This window comes from Sphaerisporangium rhizosphaerae (genome assembly GCF_042665155.1).
Classification (GTDB): Bacteria; Actinomycetota; Actinomycetes; order Streptosporangiales; family Streptosporangiaceae; genus Sphaerisporangium; species Sphaerisporangium rhizosphaerae.
In genome coordinates, this window is the sequence record NZ_JBHTCG010000018.1 from 1 (window position 1) to 21855 (window position 21855).

Below are 21855 nucleotides of genomic sequence, written 5' to 3' on the forward strand. Positions count from 1 at the left end.
GTGGTCGACATGTGGCCGCCGACACCCTCGATTACCGTCATGACCATCCCCCGAAGAAGTGAGCCCTCGCCCACAGATGACTTGCTTCCCAGCAAGATCACTTCCCACACCTAGAGGGATACCCCCGCCGGGCACGCTCAGCACGGAGTCGGCGGCGGTCGAGGCGTTGCCGTTGGTGGGCACGACCGACCACTCCGATGTGCGAGCGTAGCCGTTCTCGTTGCCGACCCAGCGCACGTCCGGCCCGCCGTCGTTCTCCATGACCGCGTTGGGCTGCAGCCTGCGGGCCATCGCGGCCCAGTCCGAGAAGTTGTAGGGCTGGTTGCGGCCGGTCGGGTTGGCTCCGTCCCACCACAGCTCGTCGATGGTGCCGTAGCGGGTCATCAACTCGTAGAGGGTGTTCTCGAAGTAGGTGTTGTAGTCGTCAGAGGTGAAGGTGAACGTCACCCCGTTGACGACCGAGGAGGAGTCGGAGGGGATGGTCACCTGCCTGGAGCGGCTGCCGTTGGCGAACTTCCCGCCGGACTGGTTCTCGTGCAGGTCGGCGGGAGACACGTACAGGCCGACCTTCAGTCCGTACTTGTGCATGGAGTCGGTGAAGTTCTTCACCACGTCGCCCCTGCCGCTCGACCAGGAGGAGGACGCGACGCCGAAGCTGCTGTACTTGGAGGGGAACAGCAGGAAGCCGTCGTGGTGCTTGGCGGTGAGGATCGCCCCCTTGAACCCGGCGCTCTTTATCGAGGCCGCCCACTGGTCGGTGTTCAGGCTGGAGGGCTGGAACGAGTTCGGGTTCTCGGTGCCGGTGCCCCACTCTCTGCCGGTGAAGGTGTTGATGCCGAAGTGGATGAAGTTGTACTGCTCGAGCCGCTGCCAGGCCATCTGACGCGACGAGGGGACGATGTCCGCGGCCTTGGCGATGATCGTGGCGGGCGAGTCCGACGACGCCACCGACGCGACCTGGACCGTGGCCGCGAAGGCGGGGGCGGCCGGGGACAACGGGGACAAGACCAGGCTGAGCACCGACACTGCTGTCAGCGCTCTCTTGGCCCGGCCGCGCATCCTGCTCGCTGAGCCGTGCAGATCTTGCGAATCCATGTACGGTCCTTTCTCGGAACCCTTGATCTCGCTTGTCGGCCAAGACGGCGGGGCCGGAGTGGGGTGTCGCGTCGGGGGGTGACGCCGGTCGGCCGTCTTGCGTACGGCCGGTCGGCTTCGGTGATCGGGCGATCGGTGGACGTCGAGGCACCGGGCCGCGTTGACGTTGCTCACCAGCGTCGTTGCCGCCGTGGCCGGCAACGGCTTTGAGATTCTCGAGTTGGGCGGTCTCGCCTTGGCCGTTGCCGTAGCCGGCTCATCCCGTGGCGCGGCCAGGGTGGCGGCTCCGATGCTCGACGCCGAAAGCGCAGGCGGTGGCCGCCTGCGCCCCGGACGGCAGGGCACCCCGATGCTCGCTGTCACGACGTGCTCAGTGGTCGTGACCAGTGCCATCGTGGTCCTGGACCAAGACCTCGAAGATCGCTGGCGCCGCCACCGCGCCGAGTGCCGTCCGTGACCGATGGCATTCAAGTCGCATTCTGCTGGTCCTTCGGATTCACAAGAGGGGTTGTCGCGATCCGGAAGCCAGGTCACGCCCACTTCGAGAGCCAGGGGATTTGCTGGCATAGACGTAGGATGTCTTTGTAGGCGGACAGTACGAACTGCCCTGTTCACCGTCAATCCCCACACCGGCTCCGAGCGAGGCGGTGATGCCGGGCACGCGGGTTCGCCCGCCCTCGGAATGGTGGTGATGCGGATCGGACCAGATCTATGTCGCCCCACGTCAAGGAGCGGATTCGCCGGTATCGCGCCAGGAGTGGTCGCCGTGGACCGCCTGGTCGCGGGCGCCGCTGTACGCCGGGCCGTAGGGAGGGAGATGCATGAAACTTACAAATCCGCGACGCTCCTGCCCTCACGTATGGCGCGCGCGACCCCAGTTAGATGGGATGTTCTGGCCGGAGTAGTGCTGATATACGGGTACATGCCGACGCGTGCTCACCGGCCGCAGGGGACCTCAGCGGCCGTGTGACGCCCTCGTAGGGGTGCTCCGCTCCCCGGCTGCTCATCCTCTGACACATCGCCGCACGCCGGCTGGAGAGATGATCCCCGCCTCCAACATGTACACCACTGACCGGTCGGACAAAGCCCGCAGTGGCGTCGTGGACGTCGTCTCATTCGGCTGTTGCCGCCAGGTGCATCCGGTGGTGGCCACGAAGTTGATCACTGCCTGAAATTTCACCTGTACATCCGAGGTTCTGGCTTGGAGCCGCTCGCGCCTTGAACCCGATCGCGGCCTGGGAATTCAGGTACAGAGTCCAGTATCTGCGCAGCGGCGATAGGCGGGGCCGCGAAGGAGTCCATTGATCGGATGTGTTGACGCGGACGGATGTGCTGAATAGCGTCCGGATCGGCAAGTGAACTGCGTCAAGATCGACAGCACCTGACAGCCGGGTGGATCATTCCGGGCGAAAGCAATCCGGACCTCGGATGTTAACGTTCACATCCCTCCGAGACAACGACGCCGCTCGGCCGCCACCGCGGTCGGCTCGCACCCCCCAGGAGGATCGTTGCATTCCCCCCCTCACTCCCGCAGGAAGGCATTGCTCGCCGTGATGGCGGCCGCGCTGGTGACGGTGCCGGTGGCGGCGCTGGCATGGGCGGCGCCGGCGTCGGCGGCGGCGTCGCCGTTGGTCAGCGCCTCCTCGGGCCGGTGTCTGGACGTGGCGGGAAACTCCGACGCGGCGGGTACCGCCCTGCAGATCTGGGACTGCAACGGGCAGGCCAACCAGGCGTTCGAGTTCACCTCGGCCGGTGAGCTGCGGACCTACAACGGCACACGGTGCGTGGACGCCAACGCCGGAGGCACCTCGCCGGGCACGAAGGTCGTCATCTGGTCCTGCAACGGGCAGAACAACCAGAAGTGGCGGCAGAACGCCGACGGGTCGGTCACCGGCGTGCAGTCGGGTCTGTGCCTGGACGTGAACGGCAACGGCACGGTCAACGGGACCGCGGTCATCCTGTGGACCTGCGGTGGCCAGGCCAACCAGAAGTGGAGCACCGCCGGAGGCGGCCCCAGCCCGACGCCCACCCCCACCCCGACCCCGACCCCCACGCCGACCCCGACTCCGTCACCCTCGCCGTCGACCAGCCCGCCGCCCGGCACGAGTGCACGGCAGAAGGTCAACTTCAACCGGGGGTGGAAGTTCATCCGTGCGGACGTGACCGGCGCCCAGAACCCCGGCTTCGACGACTCCCGATGGGTCCCGGTGGCGTTGCCGCACGACTTCGTCGCCCCCTACAACGTGGGCGGCTCCGCCGGCGGGGCGAGCTTCTATACGGGCGCGGGCTGGTACCGCAAGCACTTCACCGTTCCCTCGTCCTGGAGCGGGAAGCGCGTCGAACTGCAATCCGAAGGCGCGTTCTCGGTCACCGACGTGTGGGTCAACGGCACCAAGATCGGCACCCATCGGGGCGGCTACACCGGATTCGCCTTCGACATCACCGCCTCGCTCCGCACCGGTGACAACGAGATATCGATCCGGGTGGACAACCGCTGGCAGGCCGACCTCGCCCCCCGGACGGGCGACCACCAGTTCAGCGGCGGCCTCTACCGCGACGTCTCCCTGAACGTCACCGACAACGTCCACGTCACCTGGTACGGCACCTTCGTCACCACCCCGGCGCTGACCAACCCGACGTGGGACACCGGCAACGCCGCGTACTACCGCAACATCGACCTGTCGCAGTACCCCAGCGACACCGACCTGCGCGCGAACCTCGCCGCCCGCCGCTCCAACGTGAGGGCGCAGACCGAGGTCCGCAACGACGGTTCCGCCGCGGTCGACGTCTACGCACGCCAGGAGGTGCGCAAGCAGGGGTCGAGCACCGTGCTGGCGAGCTTCGACTCCCCGGCCAGGACGCTCGGCGCCGCGGCCACGACGACGCTCGACGCGCTGAGCGGTTCGCTCTCCAACACCTCCGCGATGCTGCAGGGTCTCGATCTGTGGGCGCCGAACAACCCCGCGCTCTACACCGTGACCACCTCACTGGTGGTCGACCGCACCCCGGACGGCGTGGTCGATGACGGCGCCGTGGTCGACGCCTACGACACCACGTTCGGGTTCCGCAGCGCGCAGTGGAAGGTGGACGGCTTCTACCTCAACGGCGCCAAGACGCTGCTCGTCGGCGCGGACGTGCACCAGGACCACGGCGGCTGGGCCAACGCCGTCCCCAACTCCGGATTCGACCGTGACGTCCGCCAGATCCGTGAGGCCGGCATGAACTTCATCCGGGGCTCGCATTATCCCCACGACCCGTCCTTCGCGGACGCCACCGACAGGCTCGGCGTCATGTTCTGGTCGGAGGCCACCTTCTGGGCGACCGCCACCGCCGGCAAGGAGCCCACGCCGACCGGCACCGTCAGCGACTACCAGGCGGACGGCTATCCGCAGAAGACGGCCAACCAGGCGGCCTTCGAGCAGAGCGCCATGGACGGTCTCCGCGACATGATCCGCGTCAACCGCAACCACCCCTCGATCATCAACTGGTCCATGGGCAACGAGGTGTTCTTCACCTCCTCCTCCACCCTGGGCAACGCCAAGGCGCTGGTGAGCAAGATGCGCGACTACTCCCACCAGCTCGACCCGACGCGCAAGGCGGGGATGGGCGGCGTGCAACGCAACTCGCTCGACCAGCTCTCGGTCAGTGACGTCGCCGGGTACAACGGCGACGGCGGGAAGATCACCAACACCTGGATGCCGAACGTCGTCTCGGAGTACGGCTCCTCCACCTCCGACCGGCCCGGCACCTACGACCCGACGTACGGCGACGTCAAGGACCCCTCCGACGGCACCAGGTTCAAGCTCACGACCGGCAGCGCCGGACTGGCGATCTGGGCGGGCTTCGACCACGGCACGATCTTCAGCCCCGCCTACGCCCGGATGGGCATGATCGACTACTACCGGCTGCCCAAGGACCAGTGGTACTGGTACCGGGCCAACAAGTCGAGGTGGTCGGGCAGCACCACCATCGCCGACCCCACGCCCGTGGCCCGCGAACAGTCCACCAGCGGAACGGCGACCCGGATGACGCTGGAGGCCGGCAGGAACTCCTCCACCACCATCACCGATGACGGCACCACCGACACCCAGCTCGTGGTGACGATGCGGAACTCCTCGGGCGCCTGGGTCAACGACACCCGCAACGTCACGCTGACCGTCACCAGCGGCCCGGGCATCCTGCCCGGCGGCAAGTCCTACACCTTCACCCCGAACATCTCGGCCTTCAACGGCAAGATGGCGATCGAGTTCCGCTCCTTCTACGCCGGCACGACCACCATCACGGCCAAGTCGTCCGGCCTGCCCGACGCCACCATCACCATCACGACCACCGACACCGTCGGAGCGGCGGGCGAGACCGAACCCGCCAACTTCGGCAACGCATCCCTCTGGGGCTGACCCACCCCTCACCGGGTGTATTGCGGGCGGCTTTCGCCCGGAATACCGCGGACGCCTCCGGCGAGTCAGGAAGTGCTTTCTCGGCTGGCCGGCGACGTGCTCGGCCAGATGCCGGACCACTACTGGACGGCCCCGGCCTGGGTGCGCTCCGGGATGCTCAAGGACCCCGCCCTCCCCGCGCCGGCACCCTCCACGCCGGCGCGGGCTTCGGCATGCCCGGCTGAATCCGCACCCCTGCTGACCAGGGGGCCTGCCGCGCGCCACATGCCGCACTCTCGAAGAAGCATCTTTCAGCGTGCTGAGTGATCGTCATATCAGCGCAGCATGCGACACTCGGCGCGGCTCTGGCGTCGTTCCGAGTCGCTGTGCACCTCGCTCCAGATCCGCCCTCGTGACCGCACACGATGGAAAGTTGATCTTGACATGACGAGCAATCCCAGCAAGGGCACCGGAACGCTGATCCAGGAACGGCGCGCATCGCCGACCACGTTGCGCCGGGTTCCCGACACCAGCCTGCGAGACCAGCTCGGCGGCGTGTTCGCGATGCGGAACGACCAGGTCGGCTTCCTCTCGCGAATGATCGACACCTACGGCGACATCGTCCGGATCCGGGTGCTCGGCATTAAGATGATCATGCTCAACAACCCCGACTACTTCGAGCGCGTCCTGGTCAGGAACCACGAGAACTACGACAAGAACACCTTCCTGTTCCGGGCCGTGGAGCCGATCCTGCGCGGCGGCCTCATCGGCAACGTGGGCGGCGAACCGTGGCGGCGGCAGCGCCGCATCATGCAACCCTCGTTCCACCGCCCCCAGGTCGCCGGGTTCGCACAGAACATGTCGGACGAGACCTCCCGCATGCTGCGGCGCTGGGACCGGGAGTACAAGTCGGGGGACGTCGTCAACGTCAGCACCGAACTCGGACAGCTCGCGATGCGCATCGTCTTCAGATCACTCTTCGGCGCGGACGTCGGATCCAGGGGAGACGCCATCGAGGAGATGTTCCTGGAGGCCAACCAGATCGTCGGCGCCTTCTTCCGATTCCCGTTCCCCCCGCTGAGCTTTCCCACTAAGGGCCATCGCCGCCTCAACGAGATCATCCGGACGATGGACGGCTTCATCTCCGACGTCATCCGCAAGCGCCTGGACAGCGACGAGGAGCACCACGACCTGCTGACGGCGCTGATGAACGCCGTCGACGACGAGACCGGCACCGGGATGACCCCGCTGCAACTCCACCGCGAGGTGCTGAACATCATCATCGGCGGGTACGAGACCACCAGTAACTCCGTGGCCTGGCTGGTCTACCTGGTCGGCCAGCACCCCGAAGTGCAGGAACGGCTGCACGCCGAGGTCGACAGCGTCCTCGGCGGCCGCGCGCCCACCTTCGACGACGTGCCACGGCTGACCTACACCCGCATGATCGTCGACGAGACGCTGCGCCTGTACACTCCGGCCTGGCAGACGATGCGGCGCGCCAACGAGGAAGACGAGATCGGTGGCTATCGCATCCCCGCGAAATCCGACATCTACCTCAACATGTTCACCCTGCACCGGCACCCGGACTTCTGGCCGTCCCCGGACACCTTCGACCCGGAGCGCTTCACCCCGGGACAGATCGCCCGGCGACCGCGCCACGCCTACATCCCGTTCGCCAGCGGACCGCGCAACTGCATAGGCAAGCACTTCGCGCTCACCGAACTCACCATCATCCTGGCCATGATCGCCCAGGCGTACCGGGTCGAGATCCCCGAGGACCGCCGCTCCGTGGAGATCGAGCCACTGATCACGATGCACCCCAAGGGCGGCATCCACACCCGGATGGAACGGCGATGACGGCCCCGCCCGCCACCGTCGACCACTGCCTCGACGTGCTCCTGCCGACGACCCTGGACGTGTTCCCGCCCCTGCTCAACGAGCACCTGCGCGTCGCGCGCGACCACCTCTCCGAGTGGGTGGTGGAGCACGACCTGGTCCGCAAACCCGCCGCACGGCGTCGCTTCGAGCACGCCGACTTCGCCTGGTTCGCCGCCGTGACCTATCCGGCCGCCGACGAGCGGGGCCTGTGCCTGATCGCCGACTGGTTCGCCTGGCTGTTCCTGCTCGACGACCAGTTCGACGACGGCGCCGTGGGACGCGACCCCGCGCGCGTTCAGGACCTGATGGGACAGCTGGCGGCCGTCCTCCTCCAGGACGGCGATGACCCGGGCACGGCTCGGCCGGCCATCGTGGCGGCGCTGGCCGATCTCTGGCGCAGAACGATCCCGCGCGCCACGCCCGCGTGGCGCGACCGCTTCGTCCACCACATCGCCGAGGGCGGCGCCGCGGCGATGTGGGAGGCGGGCAACCGCACCCGCGGACTCGTGCCGGACGAGGCCACCTACATCACCAAGCGCAGGCACACCGGAGCCATCTACGTCTGCATGGATCTCATCGAACCCGCCGACCTCGCCGAGGTGCCCGCGGCCGTATACGACCACCCGGCCTACCAGGACGCCCTCCGCGCGGCCTGCGACGTCGTGTGCTGGACCAACGACGTCTTCTCGCTGGAGAAGGAACTGTCGGTCGGCGAGTACCACAACCTGGTGCCGATCGTCGAGCGCGCCCGCGGCCTCACCCGCGCGCCCGCCGTCCAGCACGTCGTGAGCGCGATCGCCCGCGAGGTCGACCGCTTCCTGCTCGGCGAACGCGAAGCCCTGGCGGCCCTCCCCGGCCACGCCGCCGAAGCGGCGAGGAACTTCGCCGGGATGCGTTCATGGATGCGCGGCAACCTCGACTGGTCCGCCAGGACCAAGCGTTACCGCGACGCCGGCGAGGAGACCGCGCACCGGCCCGCCGACTACCTCGACGCGCTGGCCGAGGCGGGAACATGATCGAAAGCCCGGTGTCGACGGCGCCCCGTACCGCCGCGACCGAAACCCGCCGCACCCCGGCGCATGCGGGCATGCCCGTCCCGCGAGGCGTCCTGCACGCCCGCCTGCTGCTCCCGCCCGCGCTGACGTACTGCATCGACCGGCTGGAACCGCGGCTGCGCGACATGTGCGGTTACCAGCTCGGCGTCCACGACGAGCACGGACATCCGACCGGCTCGGCGCACGGCAAGCTGATCCGCCCGGCGTTCGCGCTGCTGTGCGCGAAGGCCTGCGGCGGCGAACTCGTCGACGCCGTCCCCGCGGCGGTCGCCGTCGAACTCGTCCACAACGCCTCCCTCGTCCACGACGACATCATGGACGGCGACCGGGAACGACGGCACCGGCCGACCGTATGGGCGCGGTACGGCATCCCCATGGCCATCCTCGCGGGCGACGCGATGTTCGCCCTGGCCTTCGAGGCGCTCGGAACACCCGAACGGCGGCCCGCCGACCACCACCTGGCCCGCACTCTGCGGGAACTGATGGCCGGGCAGAGCCGGGACCTGCGTTTCGAGCGGCTCGGCGCGCCGTCGATCGGCGAGTGCATCGACATGATCGAGGGTAAGACGGGGGCACTCCTCGGCTCGGCGTGCCGGCTTGGCGCGCTGTACGGCTCGGCCCCCACCCCCGTGGCGGAGGCGTTCGGGCGCTTCGGTCTCGACCTCGGGGTCGCGTTCCAGCTGCTGGACGACCTGCTCGGCATCTGGGGCGATCCGAAGGCCACCGGCAAACCGGTCGGTTCCGACCTGCAGGCCCGCAAGAAGAGCGCCCCGGTGGTGGCCGCGCTCACCGCCGGCCGCGCCGCGTCCCGGCGGCTGGCCGAGCTGTACCAGACGTCCGGGCCGTTCGAGACCGGCCAGCTCGTGCTCGCCGCCGAGCTCATCGACGCGGCCGGCGGGCGGGCCTGGGCACGCGAAGAGGCGCGGCGCCGCATCGACGCCGCCTGGCAGCACCTCGCTGCGGTGGACATTCCCGGCGAGGCGCGGAACGACCTCGAAGAACTCACGACATTCCTCATCGACCGAGAATGGTGACCGCCCATGACCAGCACGAACACCCCGGACCGTCCGGCCGAGGTCATCCGCAGATGGTTCGAATGCTTCAACACCCACGACCACGTCCGCTTCGCCGAGTGCTACACCGAGGACGCCGTCCTTGAGGACATCGCGCTCGGGCGTACCTTCAAGGGGCGCGAGGAACTCGCCGAGTTCATGCGGGTCTGGGTGGAGGCCTGCCCCGACACCCGCTGCGAGCCGGGAGAGGTCATCCTCGACGGCGACCGCGCCGCCGTGCCCTGGAACGGCACGGGCACCCTCCTCGGCACCTTCCCCCACCTGCCGGACACCGCCGTCAAGGGCAGCCGCATCGACAACCGCGGGCTCAGCGTCATGGAGTTCGCCGACAACGGCCTGATCAGCCGCCAGACCGACTATTACGACACCATGGCCATCCTTCGCCAGATCGGCCTCATCCCGCAGTGACCCCCTCGACACCTGGAGCGACCATGAACGCGCAACGCGTCGCCATGACCACCGAGGACGTGGGCCGGTTCTTCGACGAGAAGGGCGACGTGCTCAGCGAACTGCTCGGCGGCAACATCCATTTCGGGTACTGGCTCGGCCCCGACGACCCCAGCACCTTCGCCCAGGCGGCCGAACGCCTGACCGACCACATGATCGAGACGCTGGCGCCCAAGCCGGGGGAGCGGATCCTCGACCTCGGCTGCGGGAGAGGCCGCCCGGCGGTCCGGCTGGCCCGCGCGGCCGACGTCGAGATCATCGGGATCTCGGTGAGCAGGCGGGACATCCAGGTGTCCACCGAACTCGCCCGGGCCGAGGGCCTGCAGCACCGCGTGTCCTTCACGCATGCCGACGCCATGGATCTGCCGTTCCCCCCGGCGTCCTTCGACGCGGTCTGGGCCCTGGAATCCCTGCTGCACATGCCCGACCGCCTGCGGGTGCTCAAGAACATCGCCACCGTCCTGCGTCCGGGCGGCAGGCTGGTGCTCTGCGACGTCTCCGGCACCACCCCCACCACCACGGAGGCCCAGGAGGCACTCCAGGAGGTCCTGCGTGACTGGGCCGTCGAGTCCCTGATCACCCCCGACGAGTACGCCACCCTGATCGCGGAGGCCGGACTGGAGCTCAAGCAGATCACCGACGTCGGCGAGCGCACCCGCTACTCGCCGGCCAAGGTCGTCGACATGATGCGGAAGATGATCGAGGCCCAGGGCATCGCCGTCGACTCGGTCGACCTCCCCATGGACGTGTGGGAGAAGTCCTTCACCGCCTTCGAACACATGGGCTACCTCCTCCTCACCGCCCGACGCCCGATTTCCTGACTGCCCTCCCCTGCGGCCGCTTACTGCCGTGGGTCGTCGGCCAGGCCGCGCCAGAACCGCGCCTGGTGATTCGGGCCCGCTGGCGGTCCGCTCGGCCGGTGCGCGTCCGGCATCGGCTGCGGCTGCGCGGGCTCGTCCAGGTCCTCGGCCCACTCCTTGACCTGCTCGACGCTCGGACGGCGCCGGAGCAGCGCCCGGGGCGGTGGCTGTCGAAGGCGGACGGGCTGCTGAACGTCTGGTGGCGGCCGGCGCAGTGCGCGACGCGCAGGCCGGTCCACACCTCGGCGCGACCTCCGCAGGTACGAGATCCAGCGCCTCCTGATAGGCCGCGCCGTCACCGGCCTGCAGGTTCAGTGATCACGTCCTTCCGGCGAGCACCGCGCATCGCTTCCTGTGCCGTCGCTGTTCCGTCGGACACGGCGCGAGGACGGAACCGCCGGTCGCCGACGGCCCGCCGGGCGCGGTATCCGTCGGAGGCCTACCACGCATCCTCGCCGGCCGGCAACACCCTGGGGGTGGAGATAGGTGCACCTCGGCCGGGTACCCAAGCGGGTTCTTCCGACACGGCCACAGGCTCATCATCATGACCATGAACATTTCCAAGGCGAGCCGCAGAGTTCTGGCCGTGATCTCGGCGGCGATGGCCTGTTTGACGATGGGTGTGCCCGCCCAGGCGGATACCGCGAGATCCACCGAAGGCGCCGTCGTCAAGACCGACGCGGGCGCGGTGCGCGGCACCGTCGCCGCCGATCACCGCCTCTTCCAGGGCATCCCCTTCGCCGCGCCGCCGGTCGGCGCGTTACGGTGGGCGCCGCCGCGTCCGGCGCAGCCGTGGCGGGGGGTACGCGATGCCGCCCGGCCGGGGAACCGCTGCGCGCAGAACGCCGACGCCATCTCCGGGCTACCCGGCAGCGCCTCCGAGGACTGCCTCTATCTCAATGTCACCACGCCGCGAAGCTCGCGCGGCCTCCGGCCGGTCATGGTCTGGGTACACGGGGGCGGGTTCACCGGCGGCTCCGGCAGCGACTACGACGAGCGGCGCCTGGCCGTCCAGGGTGACGTCGTGGTCGTCACGATCAACTACCGGCTGGGCGCCTTCGGATTCTTCGGGTACCCGGGACTGGCCGGCTCGGGCGCCTTCGGGCTCATGGACCAGCAGGCGGCGCTGCGCTGGGTACGCCGCAACGCGGCGGCGTTCGGCGGGGATCCCGGCCGGGTGACGCTGTTCGGCGAGTCCGCGGGAGGTGACAGCATGTGCGCCCAGCTCACCTCGCCGGCGGCGCGCGGGCTCTTCCACCGCATGGTGATCCAGAGCGGGTCCTGCACCGAGCTGAACGTGCCCGACGTGATCTTCCCCGGCGTGGGCGCCGAGTACGACACCTGGAAGCCGCGCGCGCTCGCCGAGAGCATCGGCTCCCGGGTGGCGCCCCGGCTCGGCTGCGCCGATCCGGCCACGGCCCTGGAATGCCTGCGCCGGGTCCCCGTGGCCGACCTGCTGGCGCCGCAACAGCCGCCGGTGTTCTGGAGCCCGGCGTACGGCACGCCCACGCTTCCCGTACATCCCGCGCTGGCACTGCGCGACGGCGCGTTCAACCGCGTACCGGTGCTCGCGGGGACGACCCGCGACGAGGGCTCCTTCTTCGTCGCCACGTACCCGCCCCTGGACGAGACCGCCTACCGGGGCCTGCTCGCGGTGTCCTTCGGCGGCGACGCCGAACGGGTGGCCGAACTCTACCCGGCGGGAACCTCGCCACGTCAGGCCTTGGGCTCGGTGATGACCGACCGCGGCTACGCCTGCCCGAACCGGCGCAACGATCAGGTGCTCGCCCGCTGGGTGCCGGTCTACGGGTACGAGTTCGCCGACCGCGACGCCCCGCAGTCGTTCGCGTTCCCGCAGCCGCCGGACTTCCCGCTCGGGGCCCACCACGCCTCGGAGCTGCCCTACCTGCACGACATCGTGGGCCTGGACGTCACCCTGAGGCCGGACCAGCGACGGCTGGCGGACACGATGATCGGCTACTGGAGCCGCTTCGCCGCCGCGGGTAAGCCGGACGCCGCCTGGCCGCGGGTGCCGCTGGTGCGGTCGCTGGAACCGGGTGGCGTACGCACCGCCGACCTGAACACCCGGCACAACTGCGAGTTCTGGGATTCGCTGCTCTGAGCCGGCGGCTGGTGTCGTCGGCGGGAGGCGCGTCACGGCGACGATCGCCTGCCACCGTTGGATCAGCCCTGACGTTCGCCTGGGCCGACGCGTTCACTCCCTGAGGATGCTCTGCCAGCAGCATTCCACCAGGTCGCGCCGCTTGTAGGTCTCAGCGTCGAAGGCATAGGGCGGCCTCCATGGCTGCCCTTACGCTTGCGGTCGGCGATCTGGCCCTTGCGCTCGGGAATGACCGCCTGGACGCGGGGCGTACGCCATCGCCCGTCGCGCCGAGGAGTTGATGGTCTCCGTCAGCTCCTCGGCAGGCAATCGACGTCGGTGTCCCTCGGCTGCGAACGGCCGCCGTCAGCAGGCCGCCCTCGTCCAGTCAGGATTCGATGAACGCGAGAAGGTCGGGGTTGAGGACGTCCGCGTGGGTGGTCAGCATGCCGTGCGGGAAGCCTGGGTACGCCTTGAGCACACCGTTCGCGAGCAGGTCGACCGCGCGCGGCACCGAACTGGCGAACGGGACGATCTGGTCGTCGTCGCCGTGCATGACCAGGACCGGCACGGTGATCTTCTTCAGATCCGCGGTGTAGTCCTCCAGCCACGAGAAGACCGTCTCGTAGTGGGCCTGGGCGCTGCCGGCCATGCCCTGCCGCCACCAGTTCGCGATCACCGCCTCGGACGGCTCGGCGCCCGGACGGTTGAATCCGTAGAACGGACCCTCCGGCACTGCCCGGTAGAACTCCGACCGGTTGCCTAACATGCCGGACTTAACCGCATCGAACCACTCCTGTGGCTGACCGCCAGGGTTCGCGTCGGTTTTCACCATGTTCGGGGTCAACGAGGCCACCAGCACTGCCTTGGCGACCCGCTTCTCGTAGCGAGCGACATAGCGGGCCACCTCATGACGGGACTCTGTATCTGCCGATGATGTCATCCGCGCAGGTCATCGAGCTTGTTCGACTCCTCGTCAGACCTTCCGCGAGTACCTCCCCGATGTGCTGGAGCGTGCACCAGCGGCGTACATCTCGCCTGACCTGCCAGATCGGTGCGGTGCCCTTGAGCCAGCCTGGCCGGGCTGTGTTGACGAAAACGGCATGCGGAGGACCGATTCATCTCGGCCTCCGCTGCCTCTGTGCCGGTTTCGGTCAGCCCGCGATGAAGCGCCAGCCTTCGGTGACGGTCGGAGCGTTGGTGGTGCCCCGCTGGGTGCCCCGGTCGTAGCACTTCTCGCGCGGCCGGTTCTCGTTCGCCGGGGAGGAGTACACCGTTTGAACGTCGTAGACCACGTCGTAGGCCTGCACACCGTACTGCCCGGTCACCCGGCTGTGCGGGGGGACCACGAGGCTGGCGTTCACGCCGATGGCGGTGGTCCGTTCTTGCACGATCTGCGTGCTGACATTGGTCTGCAGATATTTGGTCAGCTCGGCCGTCGCGCCCACGGTGACGCTGATCCGCCAGGTCCGTGACTGCGATGAGCTGAACGTCGCATTGATCGGCGTGTCAAGGGTGTTGTCCACGATGCGGCCGTCGCTCACGTTGAACGTCGAGGCGGTGGAAACCGCGGTGTATCGGTACCCCGCTAAATAGGGGGTGCGGCCGTAGAACGCCAGTCGCCAAACGATAGTGGGGTCGGTAGGGCAGGAAATCTGCGGACCAGGCCCGTCGGCGTGCGCGACACCCGGTGTCACGGTCACACCCAGACCTGAGATCAGGGCCGTGAGCACCGTGAACGCGGTGAGTCTTCTCCGTCGTCCGTTTGGTTTTCCGGCCGCTCCCCGCCGCCGGTCGTGCGCTCTGCTTCGAATGCCGGCCAATCTCCACCTCCATGCGACTTGATTTCGGCCCGGTCCACAGGCGCGGCCGGGTCTTCCACCCGGCGCGCTGCCGAGCCGCTTTACGAGTGCTGCATTGAGGGGTACAAACGCATACTTTGATCGCTGTCCGGGCACCTGTCAACAGCCGGGATAGCGCCCGGTCACTCGGGTCTTCGGTGTCTTTATCCAGGCGATGAGAAAGGGCACCTCATGAAGGAGCGGTCCGCAGCGAGGAGTCTTACCTGGTGGCTCACGGCGTGCCGAGAAGGGCGCGGATGTGGTCGCGGAGGGTGGCCGCTCGGGTGGAGAGGGCTTGGAGGGCGACCGTCTCGGGGTCGGGTGGGGTAGGAGCGCCGAAGGTGAGCAGCGTTGTGAGTTTGTCGAGCATGTCGGCCATGCTCCGTAGGTCCGAGACGGTGAGCGACGGGTCGGGGAGGGCTTCGGCCAGGGGGAAGATGACAGCGGCGGCTTCGGCCGCGGCGCGGCGTTGCAGGAGCTGCTCGGCCTTCGGGTCGGGGTTCTGGGGGTGGACGGACGTCTCGTGGTGACGCAGGGAAAGGGCGGCCCAAATCGCGGCGATGTCGATGCGATGGTCGCGGTCGGTCAGGTGGGCGTAGACGAACCGGGCCAGTTCGGCCGCCTCGACGCTTGGGGCCGAGTCCGGACCACCGTAAGTGAGCAGGCCCAGAAGGCGGGTCAGTATGTCCGCCATGCGCTGCAGGTCCGAGACGGTCGGCGACGGGTCGGGCAGCGAGCGGGCCATGGGGAAGACGACGGCGGCGGCCTCGGCCGCGGTCGTCCGCTGGAGGAGCTGTTCGGCCACCGGGTCGGGATTGCCCGGGTTGAAGGAGACCTCGTGATGGAAGAGGGATTCGCCGGTCCAGGAGGCGGCGATGTCGAGCCGGTGGTCACGGTCGGTCAGGCCCCCGTAGAGGTGGCGGACCAGCGCGGCGGCCTCGCCGGCCAGGCGCGTCGTGGGCGATCCGAATGCCAGGAGCCCGGTGAGAACGGCGATCCGCGGCGCCAGAAGCGCGCGTTGCGCCTCGTCAGCTCCCGGGCGGGTCGCCAGGTAACGCAGGATCTCCCAGGCGTTGTCCGCCGCCGCGCGCTGGACGGGGATGTTCCCGGGATGCGCGGCCGTGGCGATCCCTAACCACATCTCGGCTATCTTCCGCAACGGCTCGATGGTGATGCCCGGATTGACGGCGATGACGTTCTGGAAATGGGTGACGCCGTTCTTCGTCGTCCGCAGGGCGTCATCGTACCGGCCCTTTTCGAACAGGTAACGGGCGCGTTCCCCGAACGCGGCGATCGTGTCCAGGTCCCACTGCGGGCACGCGGCTGAATTATCCAAGCGGGCCGGGTGCATGGGATCGCGGTAGTCGAGGACGAGCGCCGTCCGGCACTCGCCGGGGTTGCGGATCTCGATGTACCCGTCGAATCCGTCCGGCGAGAGAAGATGCGGCCCATCGACGAGTCTGGGCCGGCTGGAGAAGTCCGGCAGGAGGTCGTCGTCCTTCGACAGGACTCGCGCCTGGTATTTGTCGCCTTCGGTTCTCACGAGGAACGTGAATGTCGGCCCGTCGGGGGCGTGGAAGGTGTACTTCTCGCCGTACTCCAGCTCGCCCGGGTAGGAATTCTGACCGAGGGTCCGTTGTTCGAAGGTCTCGAAGTCGATGCCGACGGTGTCCGCTTCGACGGCGTAGAAGAAGCCGACGTTCTCCGGGGCCACGCCGTACAGCGACTGCAGGTCGCTCTCGTTGGAGACCGGCGCCCGGAAGGCGGCCACGTAGAAGCCGAGCGGCCCCATGCCCGGCAGGTCGACGTTCAGATTGAGCACGAACCAAGGCCCCGCGGGCGAGACGCCCGTCGCGTTCAGCCACCTTTCGGGGATCCGAAGATTGGCCCCGCAGGCGAACCCCTCATGCACCCCGGTATTGACCGGACGGCGCTTGTCCTGGATATCTGGGTAGCGGTCGAACCGGATGAGGTCGGCGAACGTCACGTCAGCGCGGGTGGGGAGCAATGCCGTCGACTGGGCGATGGCGACGCCATTGGTGCCCGTCGCGACCTGGACGTGCTCGTCGCTGCCGTAACCGCTGTTGAGGAACATCCCGCCCGCACTGACCACGAACGACGGCGACTTGTAGTAGATCTCGACGCCCGGGTCCGCCTCTTCGCCCAAGGTGAATGTGGGACGGCGGCCCTGGAAGAAAACGTGCTGGCTCGCCGGGTAGGGCGTCAGCGCCAGCAGGTACGCCGCGGCCGGCGGCCGGTAGGAGGACGTCCCCGCGATGAGCGCCTCGGCCACCCAGGCGTCGGGAAACCACCGAGAAGGCTTCCCGGAAGCCTCGGGCCGGCCCAGATACATCAGGAAGAAGCCGGTCTGCGGGTGCCCCGTCTTCCAGTAGAGGTCGTTGAACTCCCAGTCGTCGGGCCGGTTGAGTTCCTCCTTCTGCCGGCGGAAGGGGCCCACGTGGCGCAGCCGGCTGCTGGAGACGGCGAACTTCACCGCGGCGAAGTCGAGCAGGTTCCCCGCGCCCGTCTTGACGGCGGAGTCCGTCGAGAACTCCTGCAGGTTCAGCAGCGCATGCACCGACAGCCGCTGGTAGCTGCGCGAGTTGAACTCCATGAAGTCATGCTTGGCGATATTGTGCATGAAGATGAGCAGCCAGTCTCTCAGCCCATTCTCGAGGCTGTCGTAGATCGGCTCCCCTGTGCGCTCGAACAGCGCCTGGTTCACCAGGAACCGGCACGACTCGATCATCAGTTGGTGGTTCTCGGTCTCCGCGCCCAGGAAGCTGAATCCGAACCCTGTCACCAGGTGGGTCTCGGTCGTGATGTTGTGGCCGCCGTGATGCCCCTCCGGGACCAGGTCGTCGATGATGGAGGCGAGCTGGCCGGGCGACAGGAGCGCCGAGTAACGCCCGACGACGGTCATCAGGCCTTTCAGGGTCATGTCGTAGTCGCCGTCCGTGCCCATCTTCTTGACGACGATCGCGCGCAGGCACAACGCCACCAGGATGCTGCTGCGCGGCCGTCCAGGGCTCCGATGCGCCGGATCACGCGTCATTGAGTGCAGCAGTGCGAACAGGTGGAAGGTGACGTCCTCGCCGTCCGGCACCGCCCTCCAGTCGACTGGACGCGTCCGGAGGAAGTGGTCGGCCACCGCGTCCAGACGGTCGCTGTGCGCGGCGAACGCGTGATGAGGTGTCTCGTCGACCGCGGGCGGATCGAGCCACACGTCAAAGGCGTGAAAGACGAAGGGCACCTGCGCCTGGAAGACGTGGCCGACGAAATCGGTGATCCGGATCCGATAGGGCCGCGGCGTCCCGGGGGTGCGCGGGTCGACCCCTTCCCGGCCGGGAGAGAACCGGAAGTAGCCCGAGCTGTAGCCGTCGAAGGCCCAGCGGAAGGCGTCCAGATCCGTCGGCCTGACCCAGAAGCCGAACTCGGGATCGGGGTGCTCGCTGTCCGCGGGCGTCGCCTCGAAGCGCGTCTCCATCGAAATGGCGTCCGGGATGTGCCCCCAGTGCACTTCGACGGACCCGCCGGTCTGGTGCGCGACGACCGCCATCTCCGCGTCGATCAGGGGAAAGGTCGTGATGACGCCGTGCTCGAAGGTCTGCATGCGAGCGCCGTCCCCGCCGTCCGACTCCGTATCGACCGGACGTCCTAGTGGCCCTTCGACGCCACCGAAAAGCTGCCACCGATCGGCGATCCTGCCCAGGACCGCCGGATCGCCGGGATCAGGGGTGCTCGCCGCGCCCACGGTCAGATGGACGGGCCCGGTCCAGCCCTGCCGGCTTTCCTCGGAGCCGACCGTGGGATTGTCACACCCCTTGACCTGGAACGCGTATTCCCCCAACGCCGGCAGGAACAACCACTGCCGCCCCTTCTTCGAATCGTGGACCTTCATGTTCGCGTGCCCGTGCCCCGCGAACCGCGCGCCCGTGTCCCGCCGGTACAGCACGTCGAACCGGAAATAGTCGTAATGCAGATCCGACGTCGGCAGCAGGGTCCATTCGAAGCACGCCTCGTTCCCGAGCCGGAACACGCTGATGACCATCTCCTGGTCGGGCATCCACGCGATTTCCCCGCGCTCGAACGACTGTCTCCGGCCGCGAGCGCCGTCCGGTAGATCCATTTCCGGCCCCACCGGACAGCCGAAGGGGCCACTTTCAGCCCCTAGTGCCTGCCATCGGTCCCCCACCAGCCCGCCGACAGAGAATGCACACCCCATGACCGCTCCTCGCATACCGACTCCCCGTGCTGCCGAGTATGCGGCAGAAGATGCGCCCGCACCCGGCATTTTCCTCGCGGGGCCGGTCGGTGAGCACAGCCTGCGTGGCTTGGCCACGGCCGCCTGACGGACCGGGGCGCGATGGGAGAGTGGGACGTGCGGCGGGGGCGCGGTGGAGTCGCATTGGGACGACCGGGCGTTGGCGCGGTCCGGAAGTCCGCCTGAAACTTACAGGGGCATCCGTCGCGGACCAGCGCTTCGAGCGAGTCGTCTCCCGTTCTGTTGACGCACTCCCGCCTCCTCTCTAGCGTGAGGCCCCCGTGGGTGATCGACATTCAGTTGTTAACGCTAACAATTGGAGAGGTGTGGAGACAGGAGAGCCGGTCCTTTCCGATGTCTCCGACCGGCCCACCCGCCGTTCATCCATAGCCATTTCGCCCTCCTGCCCGTTGTTCCCGTTTCCGCTTCATGGCTGTCGGCTGCGGCGAGGTGGCCGTGACGTACGTCAGCACCACGATGCGCACAAGTGCACGTGTGTGCCCGGCAATTCAGATTCAGTGATGGGAGTTTCATGGCACTGATCATGGCCTCTGATGGTCACTCATCAGGACCATCGCGGAGCACCCGGCCGTTACACCGGTTGCTGATCGGGCTTGTGGTGACCGCGCTCACCGCAGTGGCAGCCCTCGTCTCCGCGCCGTCGGCCCATGCCGCCACCAGCCAGTTCCGGGGCATGAACTGGGCCGTGCTGGGTGACAACTTCAGCACCAGCCCGCTCGTCGTGCAGGGCCTGAGCCAGTCCGACAGCAACGCGACGGTACGGGCCAAGGCCAACTCGCTCTACGACTACATGGAATACATCATGGGGGTGAACACCGTCCGGTTGCCCATCAACACCCACACCGTGGCCAACACGACCTGGTGGAACTCCTACCGTGGCGCCATCGACGCCGCCACCGAGCGCGGATTCAAGGTCATCCTGGCCTATTGGGAGGACGGTGCCGCCACCGGCGGCAGGATCACCAACCTCTCCGCGTGGAACGCGATGTGGTCCAGCGTGATCAGCACGTACGGCTCGAACGGCAACGTCTACTTCGAGCCGATGAACGAACCGCACGGCTACTCATCGACGGAGTGGCGCAACGTCGCGGCGAACTGGCTCAGCTCGCACACCTCGGCGGTGCCCGGCCGGGTGCTCATCGGCGGCACCGGCTTCAGCCAGGACCTGCGGGACATCTGCAACGACAGCCGCTTCAACTCGACGCTGCTGTCCTTCCACTACTACGCCTTCTTCTACGGCGCGATGACCTACGACGAGTTTCGAAGCCACATCCAGACACGTCTGGGCAACTGCGCCTCCCGCGCGGTCGCGACCGAGTACGGCGCGCCGATGGCCACCGGCCTCAACTACGCCGACGCGAACAGCGGCGACAACTTCGTGCGTTACCTCCGCGCTGTGGCCCAGGTGATGCGGGACAACCAGATGGGCGGCACCTACTGGCCCGCCCTCGGCGGCAAGGTGACCGCGGGCCTCGGCTACGACCACTACTCGATGTACGCCCTCGGCGGCAGCGGCACCAACCTCACCTTGGCCGTCCGCAACCAGTCCGGCGCCGACCGGGTCCGCTACGGCTGGGGCGACGCCGTGCGCGACCCCACCCCCACTCCCACCCCCACGCCAGAGCCGGATACGTACTACAGCCTCACCGTGCGCCACAGCGGCAAGGCCATGGACGTCCAGCAAGCGAGCACCGGCAACAGCGCGCGCGTCGACCAGTACACCTACGGCGGCAACGCCTGGCAGCAGTGGAGGTTCCAGGACGCCGGCAGCGGTTACTGGCGCGTCATCAGCCGCCACAGCGGAAAGTGCCTCGACGTGACCAGCGCCTCGACCGCCGACGGCGCCGAACTCATCCAGTACACCTGCGGCACCGGCAACAACCAGCAGTTCCAGATGGTCGCCAACGGTGGCTACTTCCAGCTCCGCGCACGCCACAGCGGCAAGTGCGTGGACGTGCCTTCCGCCTCGACCGCGGACGGCGTGGTCCTCAAGCAGTACACGTGCAACACCGGCACCAACCAGCAGTGGTCGCGCACGGCCGTCTGACGGTCGTCTCGACGTAAGCGCGGATTCCGCGGTACAGCCCGCACGCCCCCGGTGCCGATCTCCTGCTGTGCGCTCCGTGCCGGGGGATCCGGATCGCGGCGCTGTGCGGTCGGCCCGGGGTGCGGTGTCGGTGTTGCCACCGGTCCGTTTCCCCGGGCCGCCGTCCTGAATCGGACGTGCGAATCTCGCCACCGCGGCGCAGGCCGCCGGCGCGTAGGCGGCGACGGGGAGGAGTGGCGTCCTCGACATGGGATGTCTACGGTCGGCTTTTTTGGGCTCATACCTTTGCCGGGGCGGCGGTCACCCGGTGATTCCGGGGTGCTCGGGGGGTGCGCGGTCGCGCGAGGTGCGGGGGAGAGGGGGCCGTCGTCATCCCATGTCACTGGGAAACTTTCAGAGCGGGCGCGTCACGCCCGGCCTCTTCCCGCGTCCGAAGAAGCCCTCCTCCGGCCGGCGCCGGCGTCGAAACTCCTGGTCCGGGGGCGACGCCGCATCGCGCTGAGGTAGAGGTCCGACCTGTCCCCGCACAGTATGGCGTCGGCCCCGCTTGACACCTGGAAATGCCCGCTTAACGTCGGGTGTCTGGCAACGAGATCCTTTTGCGAAGCAGGGGCGGCACCTCTGCGAGCAACGCCCTATTTCGGCAGCGCGGCGGCGCGCGTCATGCCTGACTGGACGTTCATGTCAGGAAGGAACCATCCGTCCAATGCCCCGACGTCCGTGGCTCCCGACGCCGGCCGCTCCTCTACGGTCCCCGGCTGCGCCCCGCGGTGTTCGCCGGGGCCGGAGCACCGTCC

Annotated in this window: 13 protein-coding genes and 1 pseudogene; 9 read left to right on the forward strand and 5 right to left on the reverse strand. The window is 68.2% G+C overall.

Annotated elements, in window-relative coordinates; genetic code table 11:
- The coding region (locus tag ACFQSB_RS24345; RefSeq protein ID WP_380829301.1) for an alpha-L-fucosidase at positions 1–1095 on the reverse strand (1095 nt) is incomplete at its 3' end.
- A 160-nt stretch (positions 1096–1255) separates the two neighbouring features.
- Between ACFQSB_RS24345 and ACFQSB_RS24350 the strand changes: the two genes are divergently transcribed.
- The 7 genes from ACFQSB_RS24350 to ACFQSB_RS24380 all read left to right on the forward strand — a co-directional run bounded on the left by ACFQSB_RS24350 (position 1256) and on the right by ACFQSB_RS24380 (position 10745).
- A complete protein-coding gene (locus ACFQSB_RS24350; protein ID WP_380829302.1) occupies positions 1256–1552 on the forward strand; it encodes a hypothetical protein in 297 nt (98 codons plus the stop codon).
- A gap of 1051 nt (positions 1553–2603) precedes the next feature.
- Complete coding sequence (locus ACFQSB_RS24355) at positions 2604–5492, forward strand: ricin-type beta-trefoil lectin domain protein (protein ID WP_380829303.1); 2889 nt, start codon at positions 2604–2606, stop codon at positions 5490–5492.
- A 423-nt stretch (positions 5493–5915) separates the two neighbouring features.
- Positions 5916–7328 carry a cytochrome P450 gene (locus tag ACFQSB_RS24360; RefSeq protein WP_380829304.1) on the forward strand — a complete coding sequence of 471 codons (1413 nt, stop codon included), beginning with the start codon at positions 5916–5918 and terminating at the stop codon, positions 7326–7328.
- Positions 7325–8365: a terpene synthase family protein gene (locus tag ACFQSB_RS24365; protein WP_380829305.1), complete on the forward strand. Its 1041-nt coding sequence runs from the start codon at positions 7325–7327 to the stop codon at positions 8363–8365. Before ACFQSB_RS24360 ends, ACFQSB_RS24365 begins: the two co-directional genes overlap by 4 nt.
- Positions 8362–9438: a polyprenyl synthetase family protein gene (locus tag ACFQSB_RS24370; protein WP_380829306.1), complete on the forward strand. Its 1077-nt coding sequence runs from the start codon at positions 8362–8364 to the stop codon at positions 9436–9438. The genes ACFQSB_RS24365 and ACFQSB_RS24370 overlap by 4 nt, the downstream gene beginning before the upstream one ends.
- Positions 9439–9444: 6 nt before the next feature.
- A complete protein-coding gene (locus ACFQSB_RS24375; protein ID WP_380829307.1) occupies positions 9445–9885 on the forward strand; it encodes a nuclear transport factor 2 family protein in 441 nt (146 codons plus the stop codon).
- A gap of 23 nt (positions 9886–9908) precedes the next feature.
- Positions 9909–10745 carry an SAM-dependent methyltransferase gene (locus tag ACFQSB_RS24380; RefSeq protein WP_380829308.1) on the forward strand — a complete coding sequence of 279 codons (837 nt, stop codon included), beginning with the start codon at positions 9909–9911 and terminating at the stop codon, positions 10743–10745.
- Here the strand turns inward: ACFQSB_RS24380 and ACFQSB_RS40490 are convergent.
- Positions 10720–11034: pseudogene (locus tag ACFQSB_RS40490) on the reverse strand (FDXHR family putative zinc-binding protein); the annotation flags it as partial. The gene ACFQSB_RS24380 and the pseudogene ACFQSB_RS40490 overlap by 26 nt on opposite strands.
- Before the next feature lie 294 nt (positions 11035–11328).
- Here ACFQSB_RS40490 and ACFQSB_RS24385 point away from each other — a divergent pair.
- Positions 11329–12906 carry a carboxylesterase/lipase family protein gene (locus tag ACFQSB_RS24385; protein WP_380829309.1) on the forward strand — a complete coding sequence of 526 codons (1578 nt, stop codon included), beginning with the start codon at positions 11329–11331 and terminating at the stop codon, positions 12904–12906.
- Positions 12907–13273: 367 nt separating this feature from the next.
- Here the strand turns inward: ACFQSB_RS24385 and ACFQSB_RS24390 are convergent, their stop codons facing one another.
- The 3 genes from ACFQSB_RS24390 to ACFQSB_RS24400 form a co-directional block, all read right to left on the reverse strand.
- Positions 13274–13792 (reverse strand): alpha/beta hydrolase, encoded by a 519-nt coding sequence (locus ACFQSB_RS24390; protein WP_380829310.1) that lies wholly within the window; start codon positions 13790–13792, stop codon positions 13274–13276.
- Between the two features lie 247 nt (positions 13793–14039).
- Positions 14040–14618: a hypothetical protein gene (locus ACFQSB_RS24395; RefSeq protein WP_380829311.1), complete on the reverse strand. Its 579-nt coding sequence runs from the start codon at positions 14616–14618 to the stop codon at positions 14040–14042.
- Positions 14619–14958: 340 nt separating this feature from the next.
- Positions 14959–19068, reverse strand: coding sequence for an LGFP repeat-containing protein (locus ACFQSB_RS24400; protein WP_380829312.1), 4110 nt, complete (start codon positions 19066–19068; stop codon positions 14959–14961).
- A gap of 559 nt (positions 19069–19627) precedes the next feature.
- Between ACFQSB_RS24400 and ACFQSB_RS24405 the strand changes: the two genes are divergently transcribed.
- The gene (locus ACFQSB_RS24405) at positions 19628–21058 is read left to right on the forward strand and encodes an RICIN domain-containing protein (RefSeq protein WP_380829313.1); all 1431 of its coding nucleotides are present in this window, start codon (positions 19628–19630) and stop codon (positions 21056–21058) included.
- The last annotated feature ends 797 nt before the right edge of the window (positions 21059–21855 follow it).